The sequence below is a fragment of the Bradyrhizobium agreste genome (assembly GCF_016031625.1).
Lineage (GTDB): Bacteria > Pseudomonadota > Alphaproteobacteria > Rhizobiales > Xanthobacteraceae > Bradyrhizobium > Bradyrhizobium agreste.
Genome location: NZ_JACCHP010000014.1, coordinates 16462 through 39326 on the forward strand (window position 1 = coordinate 16462; position 22865 = coordinate 39326).

General features: G+C 63.7%; 23 protein-coding genes. 12 read left to right on the top strand and 11 right to left on the bottom strand.

Annotation, left to right across the window (positions count from 1 at the left end; all coding sequences use genetic code 11):
* Positions 1-11 precede the first annotated feature (11 nt).
* A complete protein-coding gene (locus HZZ13_RS21115; protein WP_197961465.1) occupies positions 12-365 on the top strand; it encodes a cupin domain-containing protein in 354 nt (117 codons plus the stop codon).
* A 61-nt stretch (positions 366-426) separates the two neighbouring features.
* Here the strand turns inward: HZZ13_RS21115 and HZZ13_RS21120 are convergent, their stop codons facing one another.
* The 4 genes from HZZ13_RS21120 to HZZ13_RS21135 form a co-directional block, all read right to left on the bottom strand.
* A complete protein-coding gene (locus tag HZZ13_RS21120; RefSeq protein WP_172785906.1) occupies positions 427-630 on the bottom strand; it encodes a YodC family protein in 204 nt (67 codons plus the stop codon).
* A gap of 117 nt (positions 631-747) precedes the next feature.
* The gene (locus HZZ13_RS21125; protein WP_197961466.1) at positions 748-1797 is read right to left on the bottom strand and encodes a hypothetical protein; all 1050 of its coding nucleotides are present in this window, start codon (positions 1795-1797) and stop codon (positions 748-750) included.
* Between the two features lie 265 nt (positions 1798-2062).
* A complete protein-coding gene (allE, locus tag HZZ13_RS21130; protein WP_197961467.1) occupies positions 2063-2860 on the bottom strand; it encodes a (S)-ureidoglycine aminohydrolase in 798 nt (265 codons plus the stop codon).
* A gap of 47 nt (positions 2861-2907) precedes the next feature.
* Positions 2908-3813 (bottom strand): LysR substrate-binding domain-containing protein, encoded by a 906-nt coding sequence (locus tag HZZ13_RS21135; RefSeq protein ID WP_197961468.1) that lies wholly within the window; start codon positions 3811-3813, stop codon positions 2908-2910.
* 331 nt (positions 3814-4144) lie between these two features.
* Here HZZ13_RS21135 and HZZ13_RS21140 point away from each other — a divergent pair, with 331 nt between their 5' ends.
* From HZZ13_RS21140 to HZZ13_RS21160, 5 genes are all read left to right on the top strand, one after another.
* Positions 4145-5719 (top strand): ABC transporter substrate-binding protein, encoded by a 1575-nt coding sequence (locus tag HZZ13_RS21140; RefSeq protein WP_197961469.1) that lies wholly within the window; start codon positions 4145-4147, stop codon positions 5717-5719.
* 63 nt (positions 5720-5782) lie between these two features.
* The gene (locus HZZ13_RS21145; RefSeq protein ID WP_197961470.1) at positions 5783-6493 is read left to right on the top strand and encodes an aspartate/glutamate racemase family protein; all 711 of its coding nucleotides are present in this window, start codon (positions 5783-5785) and stop codon (positions 6491-6493) included.
* Positions 6490-7365 (top strand): polysaccharide deacetylase family protein, encoded by an 876-nt coding sequence (locus HZZ13_RS21150; protein ID WP_197961471.1) that lies wholly within the window; start codon positions 6490-6492, stop codon positions 7363-7365. Before HZZ13_RS21145 ends, HZZ13_RS21150 begins: the two co-directional genes overlap by 4 nt.
* Positions 7366-7491: 126 nt before the next feature.
* Complete coding sequence (locus tag HZZ13_RS21155; protein ID WP_197961472.1) at positions 7492-8337, top strand: polysaccharide deacetylase family protein; 846 nt, start codon at positions 7492-7494, stop codon at positions 8335-8337.
* 46 nt (positions 8338-8383) lie between these two features.
* Positions 8384-9508, top strand: coding sequence for a M20 family metallopeptidase (locus tag HZZ13_RS21160; protein ID WP_197961473.1), 1125 nt, complete (start codon positions 8384-8386; stop codon positions 9506-9508).
* Positions 9509-9746: 238 nt separating this feature from the next.
* Here the strand turns inward: HZZ13_RS21160 and HZZ13_RS21165 are convergent, their stop codons facing one another.
* From HZZ13_RS21165 to HZZ13_RS21180, 4 genes are read right to left on the bottom strand one after another with little or no spacing between them, the layout of a single operon-like run.
* Complete coding sequence (locus HZZ13_RS21165) at positions 9747-10490, bottom strand: HAD family hydrolase (protein ID WP_197961474.1); 744 nt, start codon at positions 10488-10490, stop codon at positions 9747-9749.
* Positions 10487-11380 carry an oxygen-dependent coproporphyrinogen oxidase gene (gene hemF / locus HZZ13_RS21170; protein ID WP_376707066.1) on the bottom strand — a complete coding sequence of 298 codons (894 nt, stop codon included), beginning with the start codon at positions 11378-11380 and terminating at the stop codon, positions 10487-10489. Before hemF ends, HZZ13_RS21165 begins: the two co-directional genes overlap by 4 nt.
* Before the next feature lie 14 nt (positions 11381-11394).
* On the bottom strand, positions 11395-12027 hold the full coding sequence (gene queE, locus HZZ13_RS21175; RefSeq protein ID WP_197961475.1) for a 7-carboxy-7-deazaguanine synthase: 633 nt from the start codon (positions 12025-12027) through the stop codon (positions 11395-11397).
* Positions 12028-12045: 18 nt separating this feature from the next.
* On the bottom strand, positions 12046-12504 hold the full coding sequence (locus tag HZZ13_RS21180; RefSeq protein WP_197961476.1) for a tRNA (cytidine(34)-2'-O)-methyltransferase: 459 nt from the start codon (positions 12502-12504) through the stop codon (positions 12046-12048).
* Positions 12505-12784: 280 nt separating this feature from the next.
* Between HZZ13_RS21180 and petA the strand changes: the two genes are divergently transcribed.
* From petA to HZZ13_RS21210, 6 genes are all read left to right on the top strand, one after another.
* A complete protein-coding gene (gene petA / locus HZZ13_RS21185; protein WP_197961477.1) occupies positions 12785-13315 on the top strand; it encodes a ubiquinol-cytochrome c reductase iron-sulfur subunit in 531 nt (176 codons plus the stop codon).
* Positions 13316-13377: 62 nt separating this feature from the next.
* Positions 13378-15450: a cytochrome b/c1 gene (fbcH, locus tag HZZ13_RS21190; RefSeq protein ID WP_197961478.1), complete on the top strand. Its 2073-nt coding sequence runs from the start codon at positions 13378-13380 to the stop codon at positions 15448-15450.
* A gap of 259 nt (positions 15451-15709) precedes the next feature.
* Entirely contained in the window at positions 15710-16384 is a 675-nt protein-coding gene (locus tag HZZ13_RS21195; RefSeq protein WP_197949347.1) for a dienelactone hydrolase family protein, read from the top strand.
* 104 nt (positions 16385-16488) lie between these two features.
* A complete protein-coding gene (locus HZZ13_RS21200) occupies positions 16489-16797 on the top strand; it encodes a hypothetical protein (RefSeq protein ID WP_197961479.1) in 309 nt (102 codons plus the stop codon).
* Positions 16798-17010: 213 nt separating this feature from the next.
* Positions 17011-19176 (top strand): anthranilate synthase component I, encoded by a 2166-nt coding sequence (locus tag HZZ13_RS21205; RefSeq protein WP_197961480.1) that lies wholly within the window; start codon positions 17011-17013, stop codon positions 19174-19176.
* Between the two features lie 115 nt (positions 19177-19291).
* Complete coding sequence (locus HZZ13_RS21210) at positions 19292-19831, top strand: adenine phosphoribosyltransferase (RefSeq protein WP_036037177.1); 540 nt, start codon at positions 19292-19294, stop codon at positions 19829-19831.
* 18 nt (positions 19832-19849) lie between these two features.
* Here the strand turns inward: HZZ13_RS21210 and HZZ13_RS21215 are convergent, their stop codons facing one another.
* The 3 genes from HZZ13_RS21215 to HZZ13_RS21225 all read right to left on the bottom strand — a co-directional run bounded on the left by HZZ13_RS21215 (position 19850) and on the right by HZZ13_RS21225 (position 22754).
* Positions 19850-20518 carry a P-loop NTPase family protein gene (locus tag HZZ13_RS21215; protein ID WP_197961481.1) on the bottom strand — a complete coding sequence of 223 codons (669 nt, stop codon included), beginning with the start codon at positions 20516-20518 and terminating at the stop codon, positions 19850-19852.
* 62 nt (positions 20519-20580) lie between these two features.
* Positions 20581-21333 carry a P-loop NTPase family protein gene (locus HZZ13_RS21220; RefSeq protein WP_197961482.1) on the bottom strand — a complete coding sequence of 251 codons (753 nt, stop codon included), beginning with the start codon at positions 21331-21333 and terminating at the stop codon, positions 20581-20583.
* A gap of 206 nt (positions 21334-21539) precedes the next feature.
* Positions 21540-22754 carry a M48 family metallopeptidase gene (locus tag HZZ13_RS21225; protein WP_197961483.1) on the bottom strand — a complete coding sequence of 405 codons (1215 nt, stop codon included), beginning with the start codon at positions 22752-22754 and terminating at the stop codon, positions 21540-21542.
* Positions 22755-22865 lie beyond the last annotated feature (111 nt).

A 22865-nucleotide genomic window follows, 5' to 3' on the forward strand; every position in this document is an offset into this window, starting at 1 on the left:
AAGGAAACGCAATGAAAGCACCCGCAAATCTCGCCGAGAAGCTTGCAACGTTTACCGATCGCTTCTCCCCGCGCACCGTCGCGACCTATAACGACAACGACATCATGGTGGCCAAGCTCGAGGGGCCATTTCATTGGCACAAGCACGAGGACACGGACGACTTCTTTCTCGTGCTCAGCGGGACGCTCGACATCGAGCTGCGGGATCGCACGGTCACCCTCAACCCCGGCGAGATTTTTGTCGTGCCGAAGGGCGTTGAGCACCGGCCGGTGGCGCATGGGGAAGTGCACATCCTCCTGATCGAGCCGACGGGGACGCCGAATTCGGGAGACAAAGCTACGGCGGCGCCTCGTATCCTCGTCTGATCAACCGCGCCCGTCATCAGGGGAAGCGCTCGGCTCTCGCGAGAATGCACTCCGAGAAGGCCTACTCCTCGTCATCATCTTCGTCTTCGTCGTCCTCGTCATCTTCCTCCACCTGCACGAGCACGGCGAGCGGCAGCGTCTCGCGGAACAGGTCGCCTTCCATGCCCATCCACAGGCACAGCACCTCGTTGTCCTTCACCTCCGCGACGGTCAGCGGCTGACCGCCGGATTTCAGCATCACGACATCGCCGGCCTTCAGATCCATGGATTGTCCTTTCGGATTTGATCGATACGGCCATGACGCTAACAGGCCGTCATGACAGGCCGATCACGCCGGCTGCCGCTGCCGGAAAGTCTCCGCCGGTGTCTTCCGCGGTACGCTTCAGCTGCGCTCGCTCGTGACCGGCTGGTTCGGCAGGCACTGGTTGCTGAAATAGCCGATGGCATCGCGCGCGAACGGAACATGGCAGAAGAAGCCGGTGGGACGGTACCGCACCCTGATGCGGTCCAGCTGCGCCATGGTCAGCGTCATGAACGCGTCCAGCCGGCGGGCCTGATGCTGCAGCCTTTGCTCGTTGCTGTCGCGCGGCTTCTCGAGCTTGCGATCATAGGGGCCGTCGTTGCCGGAGGCCGGAGCCTGCAGCGCATTCGGCCCGCCGCGGAGCACCTCGAAGCAATGGTGCATCACCAGGACGTGGTGCTTGGCGCTCCACCAGTTGATCACCACGACCTTCTGCAACGCATCGATCTCGCCATCCGCCCGCCTGGCACAGAGGTTGACGTAGGATTTGAGCCCATTGGCCGTCGGGTCGTTGCACAATTCGTCGCTGGGTCGTCCCGGATCGGCGCCATTGTAGATCGCGCCTCTGAACTGGGGAAGATTGGCCTCGGAATCGCAATCGAAATTGTACTTGGTGAGCAGCGTAGCCGTCAGGGGATCCTGGTCCAGCGTGTGCTCCGCGGCCGGATCGCGCCCGAGGTCGCTGGGCCAGTCGATGTAGATCTCCGCCTTGCGCGCGAAGATGGCGCCGTTCCGCCGCAGCGACGCGCGCGCCTTCCAATAGTCCGAGAGCGAGTCGAATGTCTTGGAGTCCACCGGGATGAAAGCGGGGCTTGCCTGCGCCTTCAGCGAGCCGAACTGCTCGCGCAGCATGGTCTCCTGCTGGATCTGCACGTCGGCGAAGGCGTCCGAGATCTCGAGGAAGGTGTCGGTCGCCTTCTGCATGTCCGCCTTGGCCTGCTCGCCGACCTTCTGCTCATAGGAATTCAGGTACTGGAAATAACCGCCCAGGAAGCCGGTCAGCAGGGTCACCGCCGTCAGTCCCTTGGTGACCGAGAGGCGGCGGTCCCAGGATTGGATTCTCTGCCAAAAGCCCGGCGCCTCGGTTGCGGACTGCGTGCGCGTTGCCTGGTCCGGAAGGTCCTGCTTCATCGTCGCCTCCAACTCACCACGCCCCGTGGCACCGAGGCTACCGCAATCCCGGATTGCGGCTTGTGAAGCATTTCACTTCAAGTGAGGCAGGCGGGCTGCCGGATGTCGGGCGGCGGCAAGCGCGAGGGGGAGCTTGTCGGGATCATCTCCGATGCGATGCGTTGATCCTTGCGAAACTCATCGCTCGCGCCATTCGGCATTGCCGTCCAGCAGGGAGCGTCAGCCGCGGCGCGAACCGCACTGCTCAGCTCCACAGCCGCGAGCGTCAGAGGACGACGTCGCGGTTGACATTCTTGTAGAGCAGATAGACCGCGTGATTGAGCCCGGTGGGATAGAATTGCTGGGGACAGAACGATCCCATCCAAATGAAATCATCAACCCAGATTTCGTGCCAGCTACCGGCAAGATAGTAGAGGCCTTGCCCCTCCAGCATGAACAATCCGTGCTCCATGATGTGCGTTTCGACCGCCGGGAAGCAGACGCCGGGCTGGAAAAACATCAGGTTCATCTCGAAGTCGAACCTCAGGTCGCCCATTGGCAGCAGGTGCTTGAATCCGCGACCCTGCAAACCGGTATGGTTCGTCATCGGCATGGATTGTTGCTGGCCGATGATTGCCGTTGGCGCGGCAATGCCCTCGGCCTCCTCATAGCGCTTCTTGATGCCGATGACGCGCGCCGGTGCGGTGGGATGACACGACATTGAGAACGACAAACCCGGCGGCACGTAGATAAACGCGCCAGCCGTGAGCTCCACCGCGGGAGCGGCGTCAATCGACACGTCGACATCGCCGGCGACAACATAAAAGAAGTGCTGCAGGTCCAGGCAGATCGGCCGGGCCGTGCCGCCAGCGGGTTCGATTTCCAGCAGATACTGCGCAAACCCCGCACCAAGGGACGGAGCCGCGAGAAAGCGCACACTTGTCGATGTCCACGCCGGAAGCCGGCTCTTCAACACGCCTTCCGGCGGGATGAACGCGAAGTTGCGGCCGACGACGCCGCGATTGTGGCCGATCGCTCCAGGAGGCACAACGCCGGGTTGGCCCGGCAAGTCGGTGGGATGCATCTGATGTCCTCGTTCAATACGCGCGAGCCCGATTCAAAGGAAAGGTCCTAGCGAGAGGCACCGCCTGGCTTCGGAAACATATGGCGGACGCTGGAGCCGGCTTCGCGTTGCAGCCAGTTTCGGACGGTCAGCATCACCGCATCCTTGCGGCGAACCCGCGAATGCAGAAAATACCAGCCTGTCCCTCGCATCAGCGGCGGAAAAGACAGCGGAGCAATCAGCCGGCCGAGGTCGAGCTCCGATGTCACCAGGCTGGGATCGATGAGTGCAAATCCGAGACCGTTCATGGCGGCATGGGCGGGCAATACGCTGCTGGCGAAATGCAGCATGCGCTGCGGTTGTTCGCCGTGCAGTCCGACCATCGCAAACCAGGCGGCCCAATCCTGCGCCGTGTCGTCCGTGGAGATCAGGGTCTCGGTGAGCAAATGGGCCGGTTCGATCAGTCTTCGTTGTGCCGCGAGGTAGGCCGGGCTGCACATCGGTATCAACCGGTCGGCGAACAAGAAGTGGGCATTCAGTCGCGGCCATTCGCCTCGGCCGTGGGCAATCGCAGCGTCGGGAGCGCCTTCGCGCAAAAGGTCCGGCAGATCGGGTTGGGTGAGCAACTTGATGGTCAATTCCGGCTGCTCACGATGGAAGCGGGCGAAGCGGGGCAGCAGCCAGCCGGTGGCGAAGGCCGTTGGCGCGTTCAACGCGAATGTCGCGCGTGGGCGCTCCGACAGCAGCCGGGCCGTTCCGCTTTCGAGCGTATCAAAGGCCTCGGACACGACGGGCAGCCAGGTCCGGCCAAACTCGGTCAGTTCGAGCGATTGCGGGTAGCGATCGAACAACTTGCGGCCGATCTGGGCCTCCAGCGCCTTGACGTGTCGGCTGACTGCTCCCGGCGTCACCGCCAGCTCATCTGCGGCAAGCGCAAAGTTGACGTGACGCGCAGCTGCCTCGAAAGCGCGCACCGCGTTGAGCGGCGGCAGACGGCGGCGGGCCGGAGGCTCGCGTTTCGACGGACGTGACACCGACTGACCTGCCTTTCGCCCGCTTCGGTGCCATTTCGAAGCGGTGTCCATGAGGCTTAGTTTTTATCATGCTCAGCCGCAAAACAAGTGGTTTGCCGAAAAAACGACGGGGACGATAGGCTCATCGGGTCGATGACGCGGCTCATGGAGCTCGCATCATGGCCAACGATGCAAGCCGGGCGGGAGGCAACCGAACACTGATCAGTCTGGTGATCGATGATGCTTCGCTCCAAAGCTGCGGCGAAGTATCTGGCAACAAAAGAGGTCCTCCGTGGGATTGCGTCATTTTGTGCTGTCCGCCGCCCTTTCACTTGTCTGCGCTTCCGCGCCCGCGCATGCCGAGGAGCGCGTGCTGAAGGTCTCGCTGCAGACCGAACTTCAGGTTCTCGATCCGATCATCACGACAATCAATGCGACGCGCGTGTTCGCGTACCTCGTCTTTGACCAGCTCGTGGCGATCGACAGCGAAGGCCACTATAGGCCGCAGATGCTGTCCGGTTGGGAGGTCAGCTCCGACCGCCTGACCTACACCTTCCATCTCCGTGACGGGCTGAAGTTCAGTGACGGTGCGCCCGTGACGTCGGAGGACTGTGTCGCCTCGATCGAACGTTGGGCCAAGCGTGAAGGCTTCGGCGCCCAGCTGATGAATGCCGCGGATCGATTCACGGTGGTCGATTCCAAGACGTTCGAGTTGAAGCTGAAGCGGCCGTTCGCGTTCGTCATCGAGGCACTCGGCAAGCCCGGCCATCAGATACCCGTCATGATGCCGGCACGCTTGGCCCGCCTGGACGCGAACACAGCGGTGCCGGAAGTTGTCGGCTCAGGGCCGTTCATTTTCCTGAAAGATGAATGGCGACCCGGCGTCAAGGCGGTCTTCGCCCGCAACCCGGACTACATTCCGCGTTCCGAGCCGGCAGATGGCCTTGCCGGCGGAAAAGTCGTGAACTTTGACCGCATCGAGCTCTTGAGCATCCCTGATCAGTCGACCCGCGCCGCGGCCCTGCAAAAGGGAGAGGTCGACCTTCTTGAGGTCGTGCCATACGACTACATCGACGTGCTGCGCAAAAATCCCAAGGTGACGATCGGCAAGCAGCCGGCGATCGCCCAGAACATGATCGCAATCAATGTCGAACACACCCACCCGCCCTTCGACAATCCCCTTGTTCGCCGGGCGCTGCAGGCTGTGGTCGAACAGAAGGACGTCATGGCTGGTCTTGGACTGCCGGCCGACATGTACCGCACCTGCTATTCGATCTACATGTGCGGCAACGACGGAAGTTCGGATGCCGGCACGGAGTATTCCCGTGACATCGGGCCGGAGGCCGCCAAGAAGCTCCTGAAAGGGGCCGGCTACAAAGGCGAGCCTGTGGTGTTCCTGCATGCGGGCACATCCGCGATACTCAATCCGGTCGGCTCGGTGCTGGCCGACCAGCTGAAGCAGGCGGGCTTCAACGTCGATTTGCGAACGTCTGATTACGCGACGGTGGCGGCGCGACGCCTAAAGAAGGCGCCTGTGGCGGATGGCGGTTGGAGCGTGACCCCGCTGGTCATGGCTGGCATCGATCTGGTCAATCCGCTCGCGCAGCAGATGGTGTCGCTGAACTGCCTAGAGAACAATCCCGGTTGGTATTGCGATCCCGCGATGAACGAGCTGTTGAAGGCGTATTCCCAAGCGTCGAGTCCTGCCGAGAGCAAGAAATATCGCGACCAGATCCAGGCCGCCTTCCACAACAACGTCAACTACGTTCTGGCCGGACAATTTGCGACGCCGCCGGCCTATCGTTCGGATCTCAAGGGCATGATCCCGTTCAGCTTCCCGGTGTTCTGGAATGTTCGCCGCGAGTAGGGGAAGGCGCGACGGAAGCTGAGGTCCGTCATCCCTGCGGTTTGCTCCGGGAGTAACGGTGAATTGAGACATAGAATTCTCTATCAGCTGACCAGTCCCATGCACCGTATCCTCGGTGCCGAGGAGATCGAGCGGCGCCGCGCCTATTTGTCGGCGGCCGCCGCATCCGATGTCATCATTGACGTCTGGCCGCTCGACGATGGGCCGCCGGCGGTCGAATCCAATGCCGATGCGGCCCAGGTTGTACCCGAGCTTCTCCGTGCTGTTCCGAAATGGATCGCGGAGAGCTACGAGGCCGTCATCATCGGCTGCTTCAGCGATCCCGGCATTGCCGCCGTTCGCGACCTCACCGAGATTCCCGTGATCGGGCCGGGCCGCAGCGCGATGCACCTGGCGGCTCAATTCGGCGAACGCTTCTCGGTCTTGTCGTCGGATCCCACGCCCAAGGGCCTGATCGCGCGCCTTCGTTCTCTTGGGCTCGCCGAGCTCTTCGTCTCCGAACGCATGGTCGGCTGTTCAGTGTTCGACCTCGTCCGAAGGCCGGATGAAGCCTTCAATGGAATCTTGGCAGCGGCGCGCGGCTGTGTCGATGATGGCGCCGACATTCTGGTCATGGGCTGCATGGGAATGGGATTCATGCCGCAGCTGACGGAACGTCTGCAGGATCGCATCGGCGTGCCCGTCGTCAATTCGGTCCTTGCCGGTCTCAAGATCGCTGAAGCCGCCGTCGGTCTGCGTCTTCGCCCTGCCAAGATCTCCGGGGGCAACCGATGACAAGTGCTGCGCTTACCAATGAAGTCGAACAGTTGAAGGCCGTAGCGCTTGCCTATGAGGCGCGGCATCTTCCGATCCCGGACTTTGCGCTTCCGCCCGGTATGCGAATGGCGGTGAACTTCACCCTGGACTTCGACGCCATGCTGGCCCGGCGGCTTGCGAATGAACCGCCGATGCAGCTCACCAAAGGGGAGTTCGGCGGCCGCATCGGGATCTGGCGCCTCCTCGAAATGTATGAAGCGCACGACATCAAGGTCACGATCTTCACGCCGGGCCGCATTTGCGAGCTCTATCCCCAAGCCCTGCGCCGCGCCGCCCGAGCTGGGCACGAAATCGCCGATCATATGTGGGAGCATCACGTTCCCAAGGACAAGGCGCTCGAGGAGGACCATCTGCTCAAGACCATCGCCGCGCTCGAACGCGTCGCGGGTCGCCGTCCCGTCGGAACCCGCAGCGAGCACAGCCCTGAGCTGCTCCGGCGGGAGGGGTTCATCTACAATTCCTCGACCTCCTGCACCTACACGCCGCTCTATCAGGACGACGCGAATGGAATGAACAGGCTGGTGCAGCTGCCGGTGCACTTTGCCATCGATGACGCGATGTATTTCAGCGCGAATTGGGCCGGCAGCAAGACCGCCGCGCAGCGGCTGCTCGATCCGGATGAAGTTTTCGAGATGTGGTGGAGTGCCTTCTGGCACCAGTACAGGCTGGGCGGCTACCTCAATTTTATGCTGCACCCCTTCGTGTCGGGCCGTGCCTCCAGGGTCGACATGCTGGAGCGCCTGATCGTCGAGATGAAGAAGCTTCCAGGCGTGTGGTTCCCGACCTGCGAGGATCTGGCGCGGCACGTGCTCGCCCGGCATCCCGCCTGAAAAATCGACGACAGCCCCGTCAGGACCAGCTCAATGCCGTGGAAGCAGAACTATACGATCTCCGACGAAATCGGGATGAAGGATTCGGACATTCGCTGGCCGGATGGCAAGTGCTGTTGCTTCAGCGTGGTCGTCGATCTCAGTCCTGCCTCGACACCATCGGGGATCACCGCTGCGGACCTCACGCATCCCACTTCGCTGTTCGGCATCACGGTCGGGCTGCAGAACATCATGCGGCTGCTGCGGCGATATGGTCTGCGCGCGACCTTCGTCGTCCCTGCCGTGATGGCGGAGATTTACCCTGACCGCATCAAGTCCATCCGCGACGACGGGCATGAGATCGCCGCGGGAGGTTGGAAACACGAGGATGTCAGCGGGTTGGGTCCGGAACAGGAAAGGGAGCGGATCGCGCGCACGACATCGACGCTCGAACGGATCGTCGGAAGCCGGCCGAAGGGATGGTTTTCCCTGCCCCGGCAGCAGGATGCGTTCGCCGTCGGCAGCGTCAGCGACGCGACAATAGGTCTCCTGATCGATGCCGGCTACGACTACATGGGCAACGGGCTCGCGGACGATGCTCCACACTACTGGGTCGCGGATTTCGTGCAGGCAAAGGCACTGCTGACGCTTCCATACCACTACAGCTGCGACGATCAGTTCTTTCTGATGTTTCCGACGGAGGGCACTGGTCTTGATCGGGTCAATGCGCTCAAGCGAAACTGGCTTCGCGAGTTCGAGGCTCAATATCGACGCGGTCGGTACTTCTCGCTGACGGTTCATCCGAAGGGAAGCGGCTGGGGACATCATGCCGAGGCGCTCGAAGAGGTGCTGGCCTACATCACGAATTTTCCCGGTCTGTGGAATGCCACGGGAGCGGAATGCGCGGATTATTGGTCCGCGACCTATCCCGCGAAAACTCATCTTCGCCTGTCCGCATCGATCTGGCAGGACTACGAGGGCAGCTTGAGCTGACTGCTCAGGACATCGACTACGGGCGTTGCAAGCATTCAACGGGAGCATGATGTCGGACCAAATACAGTCAACCGAGGCAGAATCGATTCTCGACGGCCTGCGTCGCTGGGTCGAGATCGAAACCCCGACCGGTGACATCGACAACATGGCGCGACTGCTCGACGTCGTTGCCAGCGACTTTGCGCAAGTCGGGGCCGGACTGGAGCGAATTCCGGGGACAGACGGGATGGGCGATCATCTGCTGGTTCGGCTGCCCTGGGGGCGCGGGCCAGGCATTCTCTCCGTTGCGCATCTCGACACGGTATGTCCACCGGGGTCAGTCGTCATGCGCCGCGACGGCGACCGCTTTCACGGTCCGGGCATCGCAGACATGAAGGCGGGCGGCTTTCTGGCATTCAAGGCCGCTCAACATATCGCCGGTTTGCTCCACCAGCCCAGCATTCCGCTGACGCTGCTCTATACGTCGGACGAGGAGATCGGTTCTCCGACCTCGCGCCACATCATCGAGCGGCTGGCGCGGGAATCCCGCTACGCCCTGATCGCCGAGCCAGCGCGCAGGGACGAGGTCATCACCTTCCGCAAAGGTCGCGCGAAATACCGTCTCGATGTCGAGGGGCGGGAAGCGCATGCCGGCTCGGCTCACGCGAGCGGTCGCAGCGCCATTTCGGAGCTGGCCCGCCAGGTGGTGGAGCTCGACAAATTAACCGACTATTCGACGGGCACGACGGTCAATGTCGGAGAAGTCGGCGGTGGCACGGCGCCGAATGTCGTCGCGGGCCGCGCCTTCTGCACCGTCGATGTTCGCTTCTCCACCACTGAGGCGGGCCGAACGATCGATGAGACGATCTTGTCCATCGGGCCGATCGGCAGTGACGTCACGGTCACGCCCAGCGGGGAAATCGAAAAGCCGTGCCTCGAACGGACTGCAGGTGGATTGGAGCTGTTCTCGCTCGCGAAATCCATTGCCCGCGAGCAAGATATCGACCTCATCGAAACCTCGAGCGGCGGTGGCAGCGACGGCAATTTCACCTCGGCCGTTGGCACCCCGACCTTGGATGGTCTCGGCGCGATCGGCAATGAGTGGCACTCGCCGAACGAATACGTCGTGGTGTCCGCCCTTCCGCGACGCGCCGAGCTGCTGCGGCGACTGATCACGGAGCTTGGGTCATAGATGATCGCGCCTCTGAACCAGGGGAGGTTGGCTTTGAAATCGCAATCGAAATTGTCGTTGTTGAGCAGCGGATGCCAGGCGGCGGCAGTGTTTCGCGTGGCAGCTGCGACGATGACATAATACCCCTGTTTTGCCCGACGGATCAAACCGGTTTCGTAAAATCCGTAAGCCTTTGATTTTGCACCAGTCGGCTACTGTGCATGGGGTTGTTTTCGCATTCTTTGTTTTGGGGGCTCGATCATGGCCGGTTGGGCAGCAGCTCGCCGAGCGAGCGGATGATGCGGTCGGGCTTGACCGTCGAGCCTTCGGGCAGGCCCTCGCCATGCACGTCCATCCAGATCGCATAGATGCCGAGGCGCTGCGGCGTCACGACTTCCCATTCCAGATTGTCGCCGATCATCCAGGTATCGTTGGCGGTGACGCCGAGCGCCTGCATCGCGTGCAGATAGGCGCGCTCCTCGGGCTTGCCGAAGCCGTGCTCGCCTTCGATCTGGATGTGATCGAAGCGATGCGCCAGCTCGAACCGTTCGACCTTGGCGCGCTGCATGTCGGCGGCGCCGTTGGTGACCAGCGCGAGCTTGATGCCGAGCGCCTTGAACTGGTCGATCGCCTCATGCGCGCCCGGAAAAACGAACATCTCCTCCTCGCGGTAGGCGGTGAAGCGGTCGGCGAGGCGAATGGCGAGGTCGTCGGGCAGGGCGCGGTGGCCTGCGGCCGCGAGCGCGGCGAAGCCGCCCTTCACCGTCAGGTGCCGCGCCTCGGCGAGCTTCATCCGCCACGCGGGTTCCGCATTGGCCCAGAAGTTTCGCGCGAAGGCCAGCACCGCGGTTGCGACCATCGGCGGCGGCAGCGGGGCGAGCTCGTCGGCGAATTCGGCCGTGATTGTGTTCCAGGCGATCTCTGGCCGGCCATAGGCCGACAGGATGGTGTCGTCCATGTCGATCAGCATGGCGCGCGGCAGCAGCGGCAGCACGGCGTTCATGGCCACTTCACCTCCGGCGGCAGCGACGACAGGATCGAGTCCACATTGCCGCCGGTCTTCAGTCCGAAGATGGTGCCGCGGTCGTAGAGCAGGTTGAACTCGACGTAGCGGCCGCGGCGGATCAATTGCTCCTCGCGGTCCGCAGCCGTCCAGGCGCTCGCGAAGTTGCGCCGCACGATCTCGGGATAGACCTTCAGGAAGGCGCGGCCGACGTCCTGGGTGAAGGCGAGGTCGGCGTCCCAGTCGCCGCTGTCGTGCCAGTCGTAGAAGATGCCGCCGATGCCGCGCGCCTCTTTCCGGTGCGGCAGGTAGAAATATTCATCGCACCACTTCTTGTACCTGTCGTAATCGGCAACGCCGCCGGACTGCGCGCAGGCCTCTCTCATCGCGGCGTGGAAGGCGATGCTGTCGGGATCGTCCTGCGTCCGCCTTCGCTCCAGCACCGGCGTCAGGTCGGCGCCGCCGCCGAACCAGGCCTTCGTGGTGACGACGAAGCGCGTGTTCATGTGCACGGCAGGAACGTTCGGATTGCGCATGTGCGCGATCAGCGAGATGCCGGAGGCCCAGAATTTTGGATCTTCCGCCGCGCCGGGGATCTGGGCCCGGAATTCGGGTGCGAACTCGCCGTGCACCGTCGAGCAATGCACGCCGACCTTCTCGAACAGCCGGCCATGCATCATCGACATCACGCCGCCGCCGCCGGCCGCGCCGGAATGGTCGGTGCGCTGCCACGGCGTCCGCTTGAAGCGGCCGGCGTCGCCCGGATAAAGGTTTTGCGGCGCGTCGTCCTCGAGCCGCTCGAAGCTTGCGCAGATGTCGTCGCGCAAGCGCTCGAACCAGGCGCGGGCGCGGGCCTTGCGGGCTTCGATCGTCGTGTCGTCCATCTGCATTCGCGCGTCGCGTCCTATCTGATGCCGAGCGACTTGTGCGTCTGCACGCTGAGCCGCCATTGCGGATGGCGCAGGCAATAGTCGATCGCGCGCGCGGTGTTCTCGATGATGTCGGGCCCGTCCATCGGCTGCAGCGAGAAGCGTTCGAAGGCGAGATCCTCAAATGCTTCAGGCATCGCCAACGCCTGGGGATAGACCAGCTTCAGCTCGTGGCCGCGCCGCAGCACCAGCTCGCTGCCGCCCTTGGGGCTGACACAGATCCAGTCGAGCCCCTCGGGGGCTGCGATCGTGCCGTTGGTCTCGACGCCGATCTCGAAGCCTCGCGCGTGCAGCGCGTCGATCAGCGCGGCGTCGACCTGGAGCAGCGGCTCCCCGCCCGTCAGTACCACGTAGCGATTGGCGGCCGCCGCCGTCCATTGCGCGGCGATGGTGTCGGCGAGTTCCGCAGCCGAGCCGTAGCGCCCGCCGAACGTGCCATCGGTGCCGACGAAATCGGTGTCGCAGAACTTGCAGGTCGCATCCCCGCGGTCGGCCTCGCGGCCGCTCCAGAGGTTGCAGCCGGCAAAGCGGCAGAACACCGACGCGCGCCCGGCATGGGCGCCTTCGCCTTGCAGGGTCAGGAAGATTTCCTTGACCGCGTAACTCAAGCCTCTCTCCTCAATCTGTCACACCTGCGGGTTCCGGACCTGCCGCAGCGCCTCGCCGGCGGCCATGGCCACGCTCATCGCCACATTGAGCGACCGCAGCCCCGCCTTGATCGGGATCACCAGGCGCGCATCGGCGGCCTCGACCACCGCGTCGGTGACGCCGGCGCTCTCGCGCCCGAATAGCAGGATGTCCGAGCTCTGGTAATGAAAATCGCGGTAGTCGGTGGCGGCCTTGGTGGTGAACAGCAGCAGCCGGTGGCCCTGGCCTGCGCGCCAGTCCTCGAATGCCGCCCAGGAGACGTGGCGGGTCAGCCTGACATGGTCGAGGTAATCCATTCCCGCCCGGCGGAACAGGCGGTCGGAGACGGGGAAGCCCGCCGGTTCGATGATATGGGCATCCATACCCAGGCAGGCGCAGAGGCGAAGAATCGTGCCGGTGTTCTGGGGGATGTCAGGCTGGAAAAGCGCGATCTGCATGGGCGGCGGCGAGCTGGCTTGCGGGCGCAAAATGTCTCAATAAAAACATCGCCCGCCCGGGAATTCGTCTATGGCACGCCCCCACGCCGTTAGCGGGCTTGCGCTCGCCCGGCAAGGGTGCCAATAGAACGATTCTGGACTGCTGTTTCACCCGTTTAGAGGTGGACAAGCCAAGTTCTGCCGCCGCGGGGGGCCGCGGGCGCCGGCAGCCTTTCCGGGGACCTCTTGGGCGCCCCTCGGAGCGGTTCCACCGGTAGCGCAAGAAGAAAGGGTTGGAATCGTGACGACAGCGTCTTCGGCGGACCATCCGACACGCCGTGATTTCCTATTCGTTGCAACGGGGGCATTCGCAGCAGTAGGGGGCGCGGCTGCGCTTTGGCCCTTCGTCTCCCAAATGAATCCGGATGCCTCGACCATCGCCGCCGGTGCGCCGATCGAGGTCGATCTCAGCCCGATCGCGGAAGGCCAGGACATCAAGGTGTTCTGGCGCGGCAAGCCGATCTACATCAGCCACCGCACCAAGAAGCAGATCGACGAGGCGCGCGCCGTCAACGTGGCGAGCCTGCCGGATCCGCAGAGCGATGAGGCGAGGGTCAAGTCCGGCCACGAGCAGTGGCTGGTCGTGATCGGCATCTGCACCCATCTCGGCTGTATCCCGATCGCTCATGAAGGCAGCTACGACGGCTTCTTCTGCCCCTGCCATGGTTCGCAGTACGATTCGTCCGGCCGCATCCGCCAGGGGCCCGCGCCCGCGAACCTGCCGGTCCCGCCGTACCAGTTCGTTTCCGACACCAAAATCCAGATCGGCTGAGCCTCGGACCTTCGTCCGAAGCTTCGCGCCGTCGCGTCGTACTATTTCCTCAGGATCGCATCATGAGCGGACCATCCGACTACCAGCCGAGCAATCCGGCCCTGCAATGGATCGAGCGGCGCCTGCCGATCTTTGGTCTCATCCACTCCTCCTTCGTCGCCTATCCCACCCCGCGCAACCTGAACTATTGGTGGACCTTCGGCGCCATCCTCTCCTTCATGCTGGGGGTGCAGATCCTGACCGGCGTGATTCTGGCGATGCACTACACGCCGAATGCCGATCTCGCCTTCAAGTCGGTCGAGCTGATCGTCCGTGACGTGAACTACGGCTGGCTGCTGCGCAACATGCACGCGGTCGGCGCCTCGATGTTCTTCGTCGCCGTCTACGTCCATATGTTCCGCGGCCTTTATTACGGGTCGTACAAGGAGCCGCGCGAGGTGTTGTGGATCCTCGGCGTCATCATCTACCTCCTGATGATGGCGACCGGCTTCATGGGCTACGTGCTGCCGTGGGGCCAGATGAGCTTCTGGGGCGCGACCGTCATCACCAATTTGTTCTCCGCCATTCCCTATGTCGGCGAGAGCATCGTCACGCTGCTGTGGGGTGGTTACTCGGTCGGCAACCCGACGCTGAACCGCTTCTTCTCGCTGCACTACCTCTTGCCGTTCGTCATCGCGGGCGTCGTCGTGCTCCACGTCTGGGCCCTGCACGTCGCCGGTCAGAACAATCCTGACGGCGTCGAGCCGAAGACGGAAAAGGACACGGTGCCGTTCACGCCGCATGCGACCATCAAGGACATGTTCGGCGTCGCCTGCTTCATGCTGCTGTACGCCTGGTTCATCTTCTACATGCCGAATTATCTCGGCGACGCCGACAACTACATTCCGGCGAACCCGGGCGTGACGCCGCCGCACATCGTGCCGGAATGGTATTACCTGCCGTTCTACGCGATCCTGCGCTCGATCCCGAACAAGCTCGCGGGGGTCATCGCGATGTTCGGGGCGATCATCATCCTTGCCTTCCTGCCCTGGCTCGACAGCGCCAGGACCAAATCGTCGAAGTACCGTCCGCTCGCCAAGCAGTTCTTCTGGATCTTCGTCGTGGTCTGCATCCTGCTCGGCTATCTCGGCGCGCAGCCGCCGGAAGGCATTTACGTCATTGCCGGCCGGGTCCTGACGGTCTGCTACTTCGCCTACTTCCTGATCGTGCTGCCGCTGCTCGCGCGCATCGAGAAGCCGCGGCCGGTGCCGAACTCGATCTCGGATGCGGTGCTGGCCAAGACCGGCAGCCGGTCGACGCCGATGGTCTCGACCGCGATCGCGCTGGCGCTCGCCGGTTCGTTGTTCGCGGGCTCGATCGACAGCGCGAAGGCATCGGAAGGCAGCGACACGCCGCCGGCCAACAAATGGTCGTTCTCGGGGCCTTTCGGTAAGTTCGATCGCGGCGCGCTGCAGCGCGGCCTGAAGGTCTACAAGGAGGTCTGCGCCAACTGCCATGGCTTGTCCTACGTCGCCTTCCGCAACCTCGCCGAGGCCGGCGGGCCCGGCTATTCGGTGGCGCAAGCCGCTGCGTTTGCGTCGGAGTACAAGGTCAAGGACGGTCCGAACGATGCCGGAGACATGTTCGAGCGGCCGGGCCGGCCGGCGGATTATTTCCCCTCGCCGTTCCCGAACGAGCAGGCCGCGCGTGCCGCGAACGGCGGTGCGGCGCCGCCCGACCTGTCCCTGATCACCAAGGCGCGCTCCTATAAGCGCGGCTTCCCCTGGTTCGTCTTCGACTTCTTCACCCAGTACCAGGAGCAGGGGCCGGACTACGTCGCTGCGGTGCTTCAGGGCTATGAAGAGAAGGCGCCGGAGGGCGTCACCATCCCGGAGGGCTCGTACTACAACAAGTACTTCCCGGGCCACGCTATCAAGATGCCGAAGCCGCTCAGCGACGGCCAGGTGACCTTTGACGACGGCGCGCCGGCCACGGTGGCGCAGTACGCCAAGGACGTCACCACCTTCCTGATGTGGACCGCCGAACCGCACATGGAAGCGCGCAAGCGCCTCGGCTTCCAGGTGTTCGTGTTCCTGATCATCTTCGCGGGCCTGATGTACTTCACCAAGAAGAAGGTCTGGGCCGACTCGCACTGAACGGCGAAAGACGGCAAATGAAAAAGCCCCCGCAAGGGGGCTTTTTTGTTGCTCTCGTGTCCCGGACGCGCGAAGCGCGAGCCGGGACCCAGAATGCTCCTGGCTGAGCCCCGGATCAGCAGCGCATCACGCCGCAAGTGGCGGCGCGCTGCGCAGCATCCGGGGCACGAGAGCGTGTTGCTTGGGGCGATTGCCTATCGCGCTCCCACCCGCCAGAATACCGTCAACCGCTCCCCCAAGAACGCATCGGAGGACCACCATGGGAACCAGCATCACCTTCAAGCGTCCGGACGGCAAGGACGCCTCGGGCTATCTTGCCAATGCCGCGCGCGGCAACGCGCCGGGCGTCGTCGTGATCCAGGAATGGTGGGGCCTGTCGGACCAGATCAAGGGCCTATGCGACCGCTTCGCGCTGGCCGGCTTCGACGCGCTGGCGCCCGATCTCTACAAGGGCAAGGTGGTGCCGTATCACGACACGGACAGCGCCAACAAGGAGATGAACTCACTCGACTTCATGGACGCCACCACGCAGACCGTACGCGGCGCCGCGCAATATCTGTCGCGCAACGGCGCCAAGGTCGGGCTCACCGGCTTCTGCCTCGGTGGCGCCGTGACCATCATCGGCGCGACCAAGATCCCGGAGCTCGCCGCCGGCGTCGTGTTCTACGGCATCCCGCCCGAGCAGGCGGCCAAGCCCGCCGACGTCAAGATCCCGCTCCAGGCCCATTTCGCCAACAAGGACGATTGGTGCACGCCGGAGTTGGTGGGCGGCTTCGAGAAGGCGATGAAGGCCGCCGGCAAGTCGCTGGAGCTGTTCCGCTATGACGCCGAGCACGCCTTCGTCAACGAGCAGCGCCAAGCCGTGCACGACCGCGAAGCCGCCGAGCTTGCTTGGGGCCGGGCAACGGAGTTTTTCAGGAAGCATCTGGGGTAGGAGCCATCGGCGGAATCCGTGAGAGCGGCTTTTCGCCAGGGTGCAGACCACCTATACTGCTTGCGTTCCGCTATTGTGCCCTGTGGAACGGAGCTGGAGCCATCATGGCCGAGTCAGACCCGCAAGAAGATGTCGCCAAGGTCGCAAGCCATACCTTGGCGCATCTGCGTTCGCTGGACAGGAAAATGGACCTGGTGCTGGAAACCCAGGGGCGCCATCCCGAGCGTTTGGGGCGTCTGGAGCGCGACGTCGCCGAGGTGCGCAGGGATCTGACCGAAATCAAGGGTGATATCGCACTCTTGGAAAACAAGACTCTGACCGCACAGACAGAAATTCTGTCTCTCTTGCATCGTATCGAGCAGTCAACGGTCCCGGCGATAGATCAGTTCGAGGATATGCCGCCCAGCCAGTAGGACGGCCGCCACCCTTGACGCCGTCCCCCGGCCATGGTGAGTATCCGCCCATGAGCACCGCCGTCCGCCCAGCCCGTCTTTGGTGGCGCACCTCCTAAAGAGGTGGCCGGTGCGATTTCATTTCCCAAAATCGTCGAAGGTCGCCACGCAGTGCGGCGGCCTGATCGTTTGTCCTGTGTGGCGTTCCCTCGACAAGTTTCGTAAGAGGACGACATGAACAGGACAGTCTTTGCCCTTCCGGCCAGAAGTGCGTACGCCACCCGCGCGGGTCTGGCGATCACGCGCGTGGCCGAGCAATTCACCGGCGGCGCCAACCGGCTCGACGATCTCGTGAGCCTGCTTGACCGCCGCCGCGGCGTGGTGCTGTCCTCCGGCACGACCGTGCCCGGCCGCTACGAGAGCTTCGACCTCGGCTTTTCCGATCCGCCGCTCAAGCTCGAGACCGCGGGCGTCAATTTCAAGCTGGAAGCGCTGAACGCACGCGGAGAGGTGCTGATCGCCTTCCTCGGTGACGTCCTGCGCGAACCCTGCGTCGTCATCTCCGAGAAGACCGCAACGCGCCTTGCCGGCCACATCATCCGCGGCGATGCCCCGGTCGAGGAGGACCAGCGCACCCGGCGCGCCAGCGTGATGTCGCTGGTGCGGGAAATCGTTGGCGCCTTCTCCGCCGGCGACGACGGCCTGCTCGGCCTGTTCGGCGCCTTTGCCTATGATCTCGTCTTCCAGATCGAGGATCTCGTGCAGAAGCGCCCGCGCGAGGCCGACCAGCGCGACATCGTGCTCTACGTGCCCGACCGTCTGCTCGCCTACGACCGCGCCACCGGGCGCGGCGTGGTGCTCTCCTACGACTTCGCCTGGAAGGGCAAATCGACCGAAGGCCTGCCGCGCGAGACCGCCGACAGCCCCTATCTGAAGACGCCGCGTCAGGGCTTTGCCGATCACGCGCCGGGCGAATATCAGGCCACGGTCGAGACAGCGCGCGCCGCGTTTGCCCGCGGCGATCTGTTCGAGGCCGTGCCCGGCCAGCTTTTCGCCGAGCCCTGCGACCGCTCGCCGGCCGAAGTGTTTCAGCGCCTCTGCGTCATCAACCCGTCGCCCTATGGTGCGCTGATGAACCTCGGCGAGGGCGAATTCCTGGTTTCGGCTTCGCCCGAAATGTTCGTGCGCTCGGACGGCCGCCGCGTCGAGACTTGCCCGATCTCGGGCACGATTGCGCGCGGCCTTGATGCGATCGGCGATGCCGAGCAGATCCGCCAGCTCCTGAACTCGGAGAAGGACGAGTTCGAGCTCAACATGTGCACCGACGTCGACCGCAACGACAAGGCGCGCGTCTGCGTGCCCGGTACCATCAAGGTGCTGGCGCGCCGCCAGATCGAGACGTACTCAAAGCTGTTCCACACCGTCGATCACGTCGAGGGCATGTTGCGCCCCGGCTTTGACGCGCTCGACGCCTTCCTCACCCATGCCTGGGCGGTCACCGTCACCGGTGCGCCAAAGCTGTGGGCGATGCAGTTCGTCGAGGACCACGAGCGCTCGCCGCGGCGCTGGTATGCCGGTGCGATCGGCGCGGTGAATTTCGACGGCAGCATCAATACCGGCCTCACCATCCGCACTATCCGCATGAAGGATGGCCTCGCCGAAGTCCGCGTCGGCGCCACCTGCCTGTTCGATTCAGACCCCGCCGCAGAAGACCGCGAGTGTCAGGTCAAGGCCGCCGCGCTGTTCCAGGCGCTGCGCGGCGACCCGCCGAAGCCGCTCTCGACCTTCGCGCCCGATGCCACCGGCTCGGGCAAGCAGGTGCTGCTGATCGACCATGACGACAGCTTCGTGCACATGCTGGCCGACTATTTCCGTCAGGTCGGCGCCAGCGTCACCGTGGTCCGCTATGTGCATGCGCTCGACATGCTCAAGCAGAAGAGGTGGGACTTGCTGGTGCTGTCGCCGGGCCCCGGGCGCCCTGAGGATTTCGGGATCAGGAAGACGATTGATGCGGCACTGGAGAATAAGCTCCCGGTGTTCGGCGTCTGCCTCGGCGTGCAGGCGATCGGCGAATATTTCGGCGGCGAGCTCGGCCAGCTCACCCATCCCGCGCACGGCCGGCCCTCGCGGGTCCAGGTGCGCGGCGGCCGCCTGATGCGCAACCTGCCGAACGAGATCGTCATCGGACGCTATCACTCGCTCTTCGTCGAGCGCGACAGCATGCCGGAGGTGCTCAGCGTCACCGCCAGCACCGAGGACGGCGTCGCCATGGCGCTGGAGCATAAGACCCTGCCGGTCGCCGGCGTGCAATTCCACCCGGAATCGCTGATGTCGCTGGGCGGCGAGGTGGGGCTACGTATTGTCGAAAATGCGTTCCGGCTGGATGCGGGGACGATTTGAGTGCATGTTTTATGATCGTCATTCCGGGGCGATGCGCAGCATCGAACCCGGAATCTCGAGATTCCGGATTCGGCTCTTCGAGCCGCTCCGGAATGACAGCTAACATGGGATACAAATGACCTTTGACCACGACATCAAGGCGAGCGTCCGCACCATCCCGGACTATCCGAAGCCCGGGATCATGTTCCGCGACATCACGACCTTGCTCGCGGACGCGCGCGCCTTCCGCCGCGCGGTGGACGAGCTCGTCAATCCCTGGGCCGGCAACAAGATCGACAAGGTCGCCGGCATGGAGGCGCGCGGGTTCATCATCGGCGGCGCGGTGGCGCATCAGCTCTCGGCCGGCTTCGTGCCGATCCGCAAGAAGGGCAAGCTGCCGCACACGACGGTGCGCATCGCCTACTCGCTCGAATACGGCATCGACGAGATGGAGATGCATGTCGACGCGATCCAGCCCGGCGAGCGCGTGATCCTGGTCGACGACCTCATCGCCACCGGCGGCACCGCGGAAGGCGCGGTGAAGCTCTTGCGCCAGATCGGCGCCAACGTGGTCGCCGCCTGCTTCATCATCGACCTGCCCGAGCTCGGCGGCGCCGCCAAGCTGCGCGCCATGGACGTGCCGGTGCGCACGCTGATGTCGTTCGAGGGGCACTGAGCGTCCTGGTCGTTTCGCCTACGACCGTTGCAGGATCAGGCTGAGCTCCAGCTCCCGGAACGCGATGTAATTGCGCCGTGTCCATTGGTGCAGCTCGGTCGAGGAATCCTTCTCCTGGCGCAGATAGCCGGTGAAGGAGAAGTTGAGCCGGTCGATATAGGTCTTCAGGAAACCGGGCAGCGCGGGCAGGCGGAACAGCCGGCCGCCTCCCATCGCAGGCGGCAGCTCGCCGCGGACGACATATTCGTTGTCCACCGTGACCAGGTTCATCCGCGGGATCTGCCCGCGCAGCATCTCGTGGGCGCGCGCCGAGACGCGGTCGATGTCGGCGACGAACAGGATCATGGGCGCCACGTGCCGACGCGCCGCCTCCTTCAACAGGCCGATCTCGTCGGTCATCTTGAAGAACTCGTCGAAAGCGTGGAAGCCGAGGTCGATCACCTTGGCAAGCCCGTCATCGACGATGACGCGGTCCATCAGCTGCATCTTGCCGTAGGTGTCGATCACGTCGGCGGTCTCGGTCACCCTCGGCAGGTAATCGAGCAGCGACGGCTCCTTCAGGTTGACGTCGAAGGCCGCGACGTTGCCGTTCTTGAGCAGCAGGAATTCGGCGAGCAGCCGCGCCAGCAGGGTCTTGCCGACCTGCGGGCGGGGCGAGCAGATGATGTAGACGGGCGTTGCGGGCATCACGAACTATTATCTGAGCGAACTCGCCGCCCAATCCAGCCGTATCAACCCTGCTTGCGCAACTATTTTTCGCTGCTGCGGGCCGCGGACTTCGAGCCGACGATATCGGTCAGCCGGATCCGGTCGAACTCGCTCCAGACGTTCGCGAGCCAGTGCCGGACATAACCGCGCAGCACGAATGAATAATTCGCGGCATCGTCGTTGATGCCCTTGTTGGCGACGAACTTCAGGAACGGGACGGATGAGACCTCGACCTGCTCATAGGCCATTTCGTTGAGCTTGGGGATGGTCAGCTCGGTGGCGTCCTTGATGCGATGGAAATACGAATTGTAGGTCGACTGGTCCCACTGGAAGAACTGGGTGTCGTTGATGAAGTTCTTCACCAGGAAATATTTCGCGCCATTCATGAAGCCCGCAGTCTCGGCGATCTCCTCCAGCGAGGCGATCGAGGGTCCGAGGATGTGGAACACGGCAAAGGTGATCTGGCCGGCCTTGGCGGCATCGAGGAAGCCGATGTCGCGGAGCGACGCCAGCGCCGGCGAGAGCAGGCCGGCGCGGACGTCGATCACGGTCACCGACGGGCTCACGGCATTGAGCGTGTCGAAGATCTTCATCTGGTCGGCCGTGGTCGTCATGTCGACGATCTCGGTGATGTCGGGGTGGAAGCGCTTCAGGGTTCCGCGCGGCGATTCCGTATCGAACGCACGCGTCGGCACGTTGTTGGCGGAAAAATAATCGAGCAAGGTACGCGACACCGTGGTCTTGCCGACCCCGCCCTTGTCCGCGCCCACTACAACCACTGCCGGCTTTGCCATTGCTGTCCCCTAACGCGCGCCCCCGATCGCGAGGTCGCAATCGGCCGGGCCCCAAATCGATGTCCCAAGAAGGTCCCAAGTCTGCTGTTGGGCGCGAACATGGCAGAAACAAGGGAGAATTCAATTCCTCGGCATGTCGTTACGGCAATTTCCGAGGTTTTTCCCAATTGCGGCGAAACCTGCCGCGCAGGGCGGGAAGTAGGGGCTTAATGCCGGCCCCAGGGACCCATCGAATTCCCCATGGGATTGCCCGCGGGGTTGCTGCCTGTTCCGGAGGGGCTGGCCGTGGGCACGGGCGGCGGGTTGGCCGATCCGTCGGCGTCATCCCGCGGGCCATGGCGCAGCGGCGGCGAGGCGTCCGGCCGGTCGGCTTGGGCCCCGGGCTCGTCCGTCTCCTCCGTGGGCGTCGGCAGGGGACCGGGGTCGTGACCGCCGGCAAACTTGATCAGCGCGTCGACCCGGGACTGCACCGAGGGGTGGGTTGCGAACAAATCGGCAAAGCCCTCGCGCGGATTATCGACACAGAGCTCCATCACGGCCGAGGTCGCGCCCGGCAGCTCGCCGCGGCCCTCGATCTTGCGCAGCGCCGAGATCATGGCGTCGGGGTCTTTCGTCAGCTCGACCGAGCCGGCGTCGGCGAGGTATTCGCGTGACCGCGACAGCGCGAGCTTGACCACCTGCGACAGCAGCCAGGCCAGCACGATCAGAACGATCGCGATGATGATCACGATGACTGCGCCGCCGCCGGAGCTCTTGCTGTCGCTCGATGACGAGGACGATCGCGACGACGAGGAGGAGCCTGAGCTGGGGCTCCAGTCAAAGCTCGTGAACAGGCGGAAGAACAACTCGCCGAAGAAGCCGACCACGCCGGCGATGATGACGGCGACCACCATGAGCTGCACGTCGCCGTTCTTGATGTGGGTCAGCTCGTGCCCCAGCACCGCCTCGATCTCCTTGTCATCAAGCGCATCGAGGAGGCCGGTGGTCACGGTGATGGAATATTGCCGCGGATTGAGGCCGGTCGCGAACGCATTCAGCGCCGGGCTCTCCATGATCTTCAGCTTCGGCATGGTGATGCCGCGCGAGATGCAGAGGTTTTCGAGCAGATTGTAGAGCCGCGGCTCCTCCTGCCGGGTGACGCCGTGGCCACCGGTGACGGCATCGATCATCGACTGGTGGAAGAAATAGGCGATCACGATCCAGACCGCCGCCACAACGGTTGCGAAGGGCGCGGCCTTGAGCAGGTCAGCGAAGGCGCGGCTCAGATAATAGGCGACCGTGCCATTGTCGTCGATGAAGACTTCGGCGACCAGTGCGCCGGCAAAGACCAGCACGTAGACCAGCATGAACAGGCCGGCGAGCAGCAGCATCGAACGAAACTTGTTCGAGGCAATATGCGTGTAGAGACCATACGCGGCCATGGCTGCTTCCTAACCACCGTCATTCCGGGCCAAGCCGGAGGCCTGAACCCGGAATCCAGAGATTGGTGATCTGGATGAGTTTCCGGGTTCGATGCTGCGCATCGCCCCGGA

Coding starts and splice junctions, on each gene's coding strand:
- HZZ13_RS21125 (WP_197961466.1), bottom strand. CDS start 1,797: ATGAAGCAGGACCTTCCGGACCAGGCAACGCGCACGCAGTCCGCAACC.
- HZZ13_RS21120 (WP_172785906.1), bottom strand. CDS start 630: ATGGATCTGAAGGCCGGCGATGTCGTGATGCTGAAATCCGGCGGTCAG.
- allE (WP_197961467.1), bottom strand. CDS start 2,860: ATGCATCCCACCGACTTGCCGGGCCAACCCGGCGTTGTGCCTCCTGGA.
- HZZ13_RS21205 (WP_197961480.1), top strand. CDS start 17,011: ATGAACAGGACAGTCTTTGCCCTTCCGGCCAGAAGTGCGTACGCCACC.
- HZZ13_RS21180 (WP_197961476.1), bottom strand. CDS start 12,504: ATGCAGATCGCGCTTTTCCAGCCTGACATCCCCCAGAACACCGGCACG.
- HZZ13_RS21115 (WP_197961465.1), top strand. CDS start 12: ATGAAAGCACCCGCAAATCTCGCCGAGAAGCTTGCAACGTTTACCGAT.
- HZZ13_RS21195 (WP_197949347.1), top strand. CDS start 15,710: ATGGGAACCAGCATCACCTTCAAGCGTCCGGACGGCAAGGACGCCTCG.
- fbcH (WP_197961478.1), top strand. CDS start 13,378: ATGAGCGGACCATCCGACTACCAGCCGAGCAATCCGGCCCTGCAATGG.
- HZZ13_RS21150 (WP_197961471.1), top strand. CDS start 6,490: ATGACAAGTGCTGCGCTTACCAATGAAGTCGAACAGTTGAAGGCCGTA.
- HZZ13_RS21225 (WP_197961483.1), bottom strand. CDS start 22,754: ATGGCCGCGTATGGTCTCTACACGCATATTGCCTCGAACAAGTTTCGT.
- HZZ13_RS21220 (WP_197961482.1), bottom strand. CDS start 21,333: ATGGCAAAGCCGGCAGTGGTTGTAGTGGGCGCGGACAAGGGCGGGGTC.
- HZZ13_RS21215 (WP_197961481.1), bottom strand. CDS start 20,518: ATGCCCGCAACGCCCGTCTACATCATCTGCTCGCCCCGCCCGCAGGTC.
- HZZ13_RS21210 (WP_036037177.1), top strand. CDS start 19,292: ATGACCTTTGACCACGACATCAAGGCGAGCGTCCGCACCATCCCGGAC.
- hemF (WP_376707066.1), bottom strand. CDS start 11,380: ATGCAGATGGACGACACGACGATCGAAGCCCGCAAGGCCCGCGCCCGC.
- HZZ13_RS21200 (WP_197961479.1), top strand. CDS start 16,489: ATGGCCGAGTCAGACCCGCAAGAAGATGTCGCCAAGGTCGCAAGCCAT.
- HZZ13_RS21160 (WP_197961473.1), top strand. CDS start 8,384: ATGATGTCGGACCAAATACAGTCAACCGAGGCAGAATCGATTCTCGAC.
- HZZ13_RS21165 (WP_197961474.1), bottom strand. CDS start 10,490: ATGAACGCCGTGCTGCCGCTGCTGCCGCGCGCCATGCTGATCGACATG.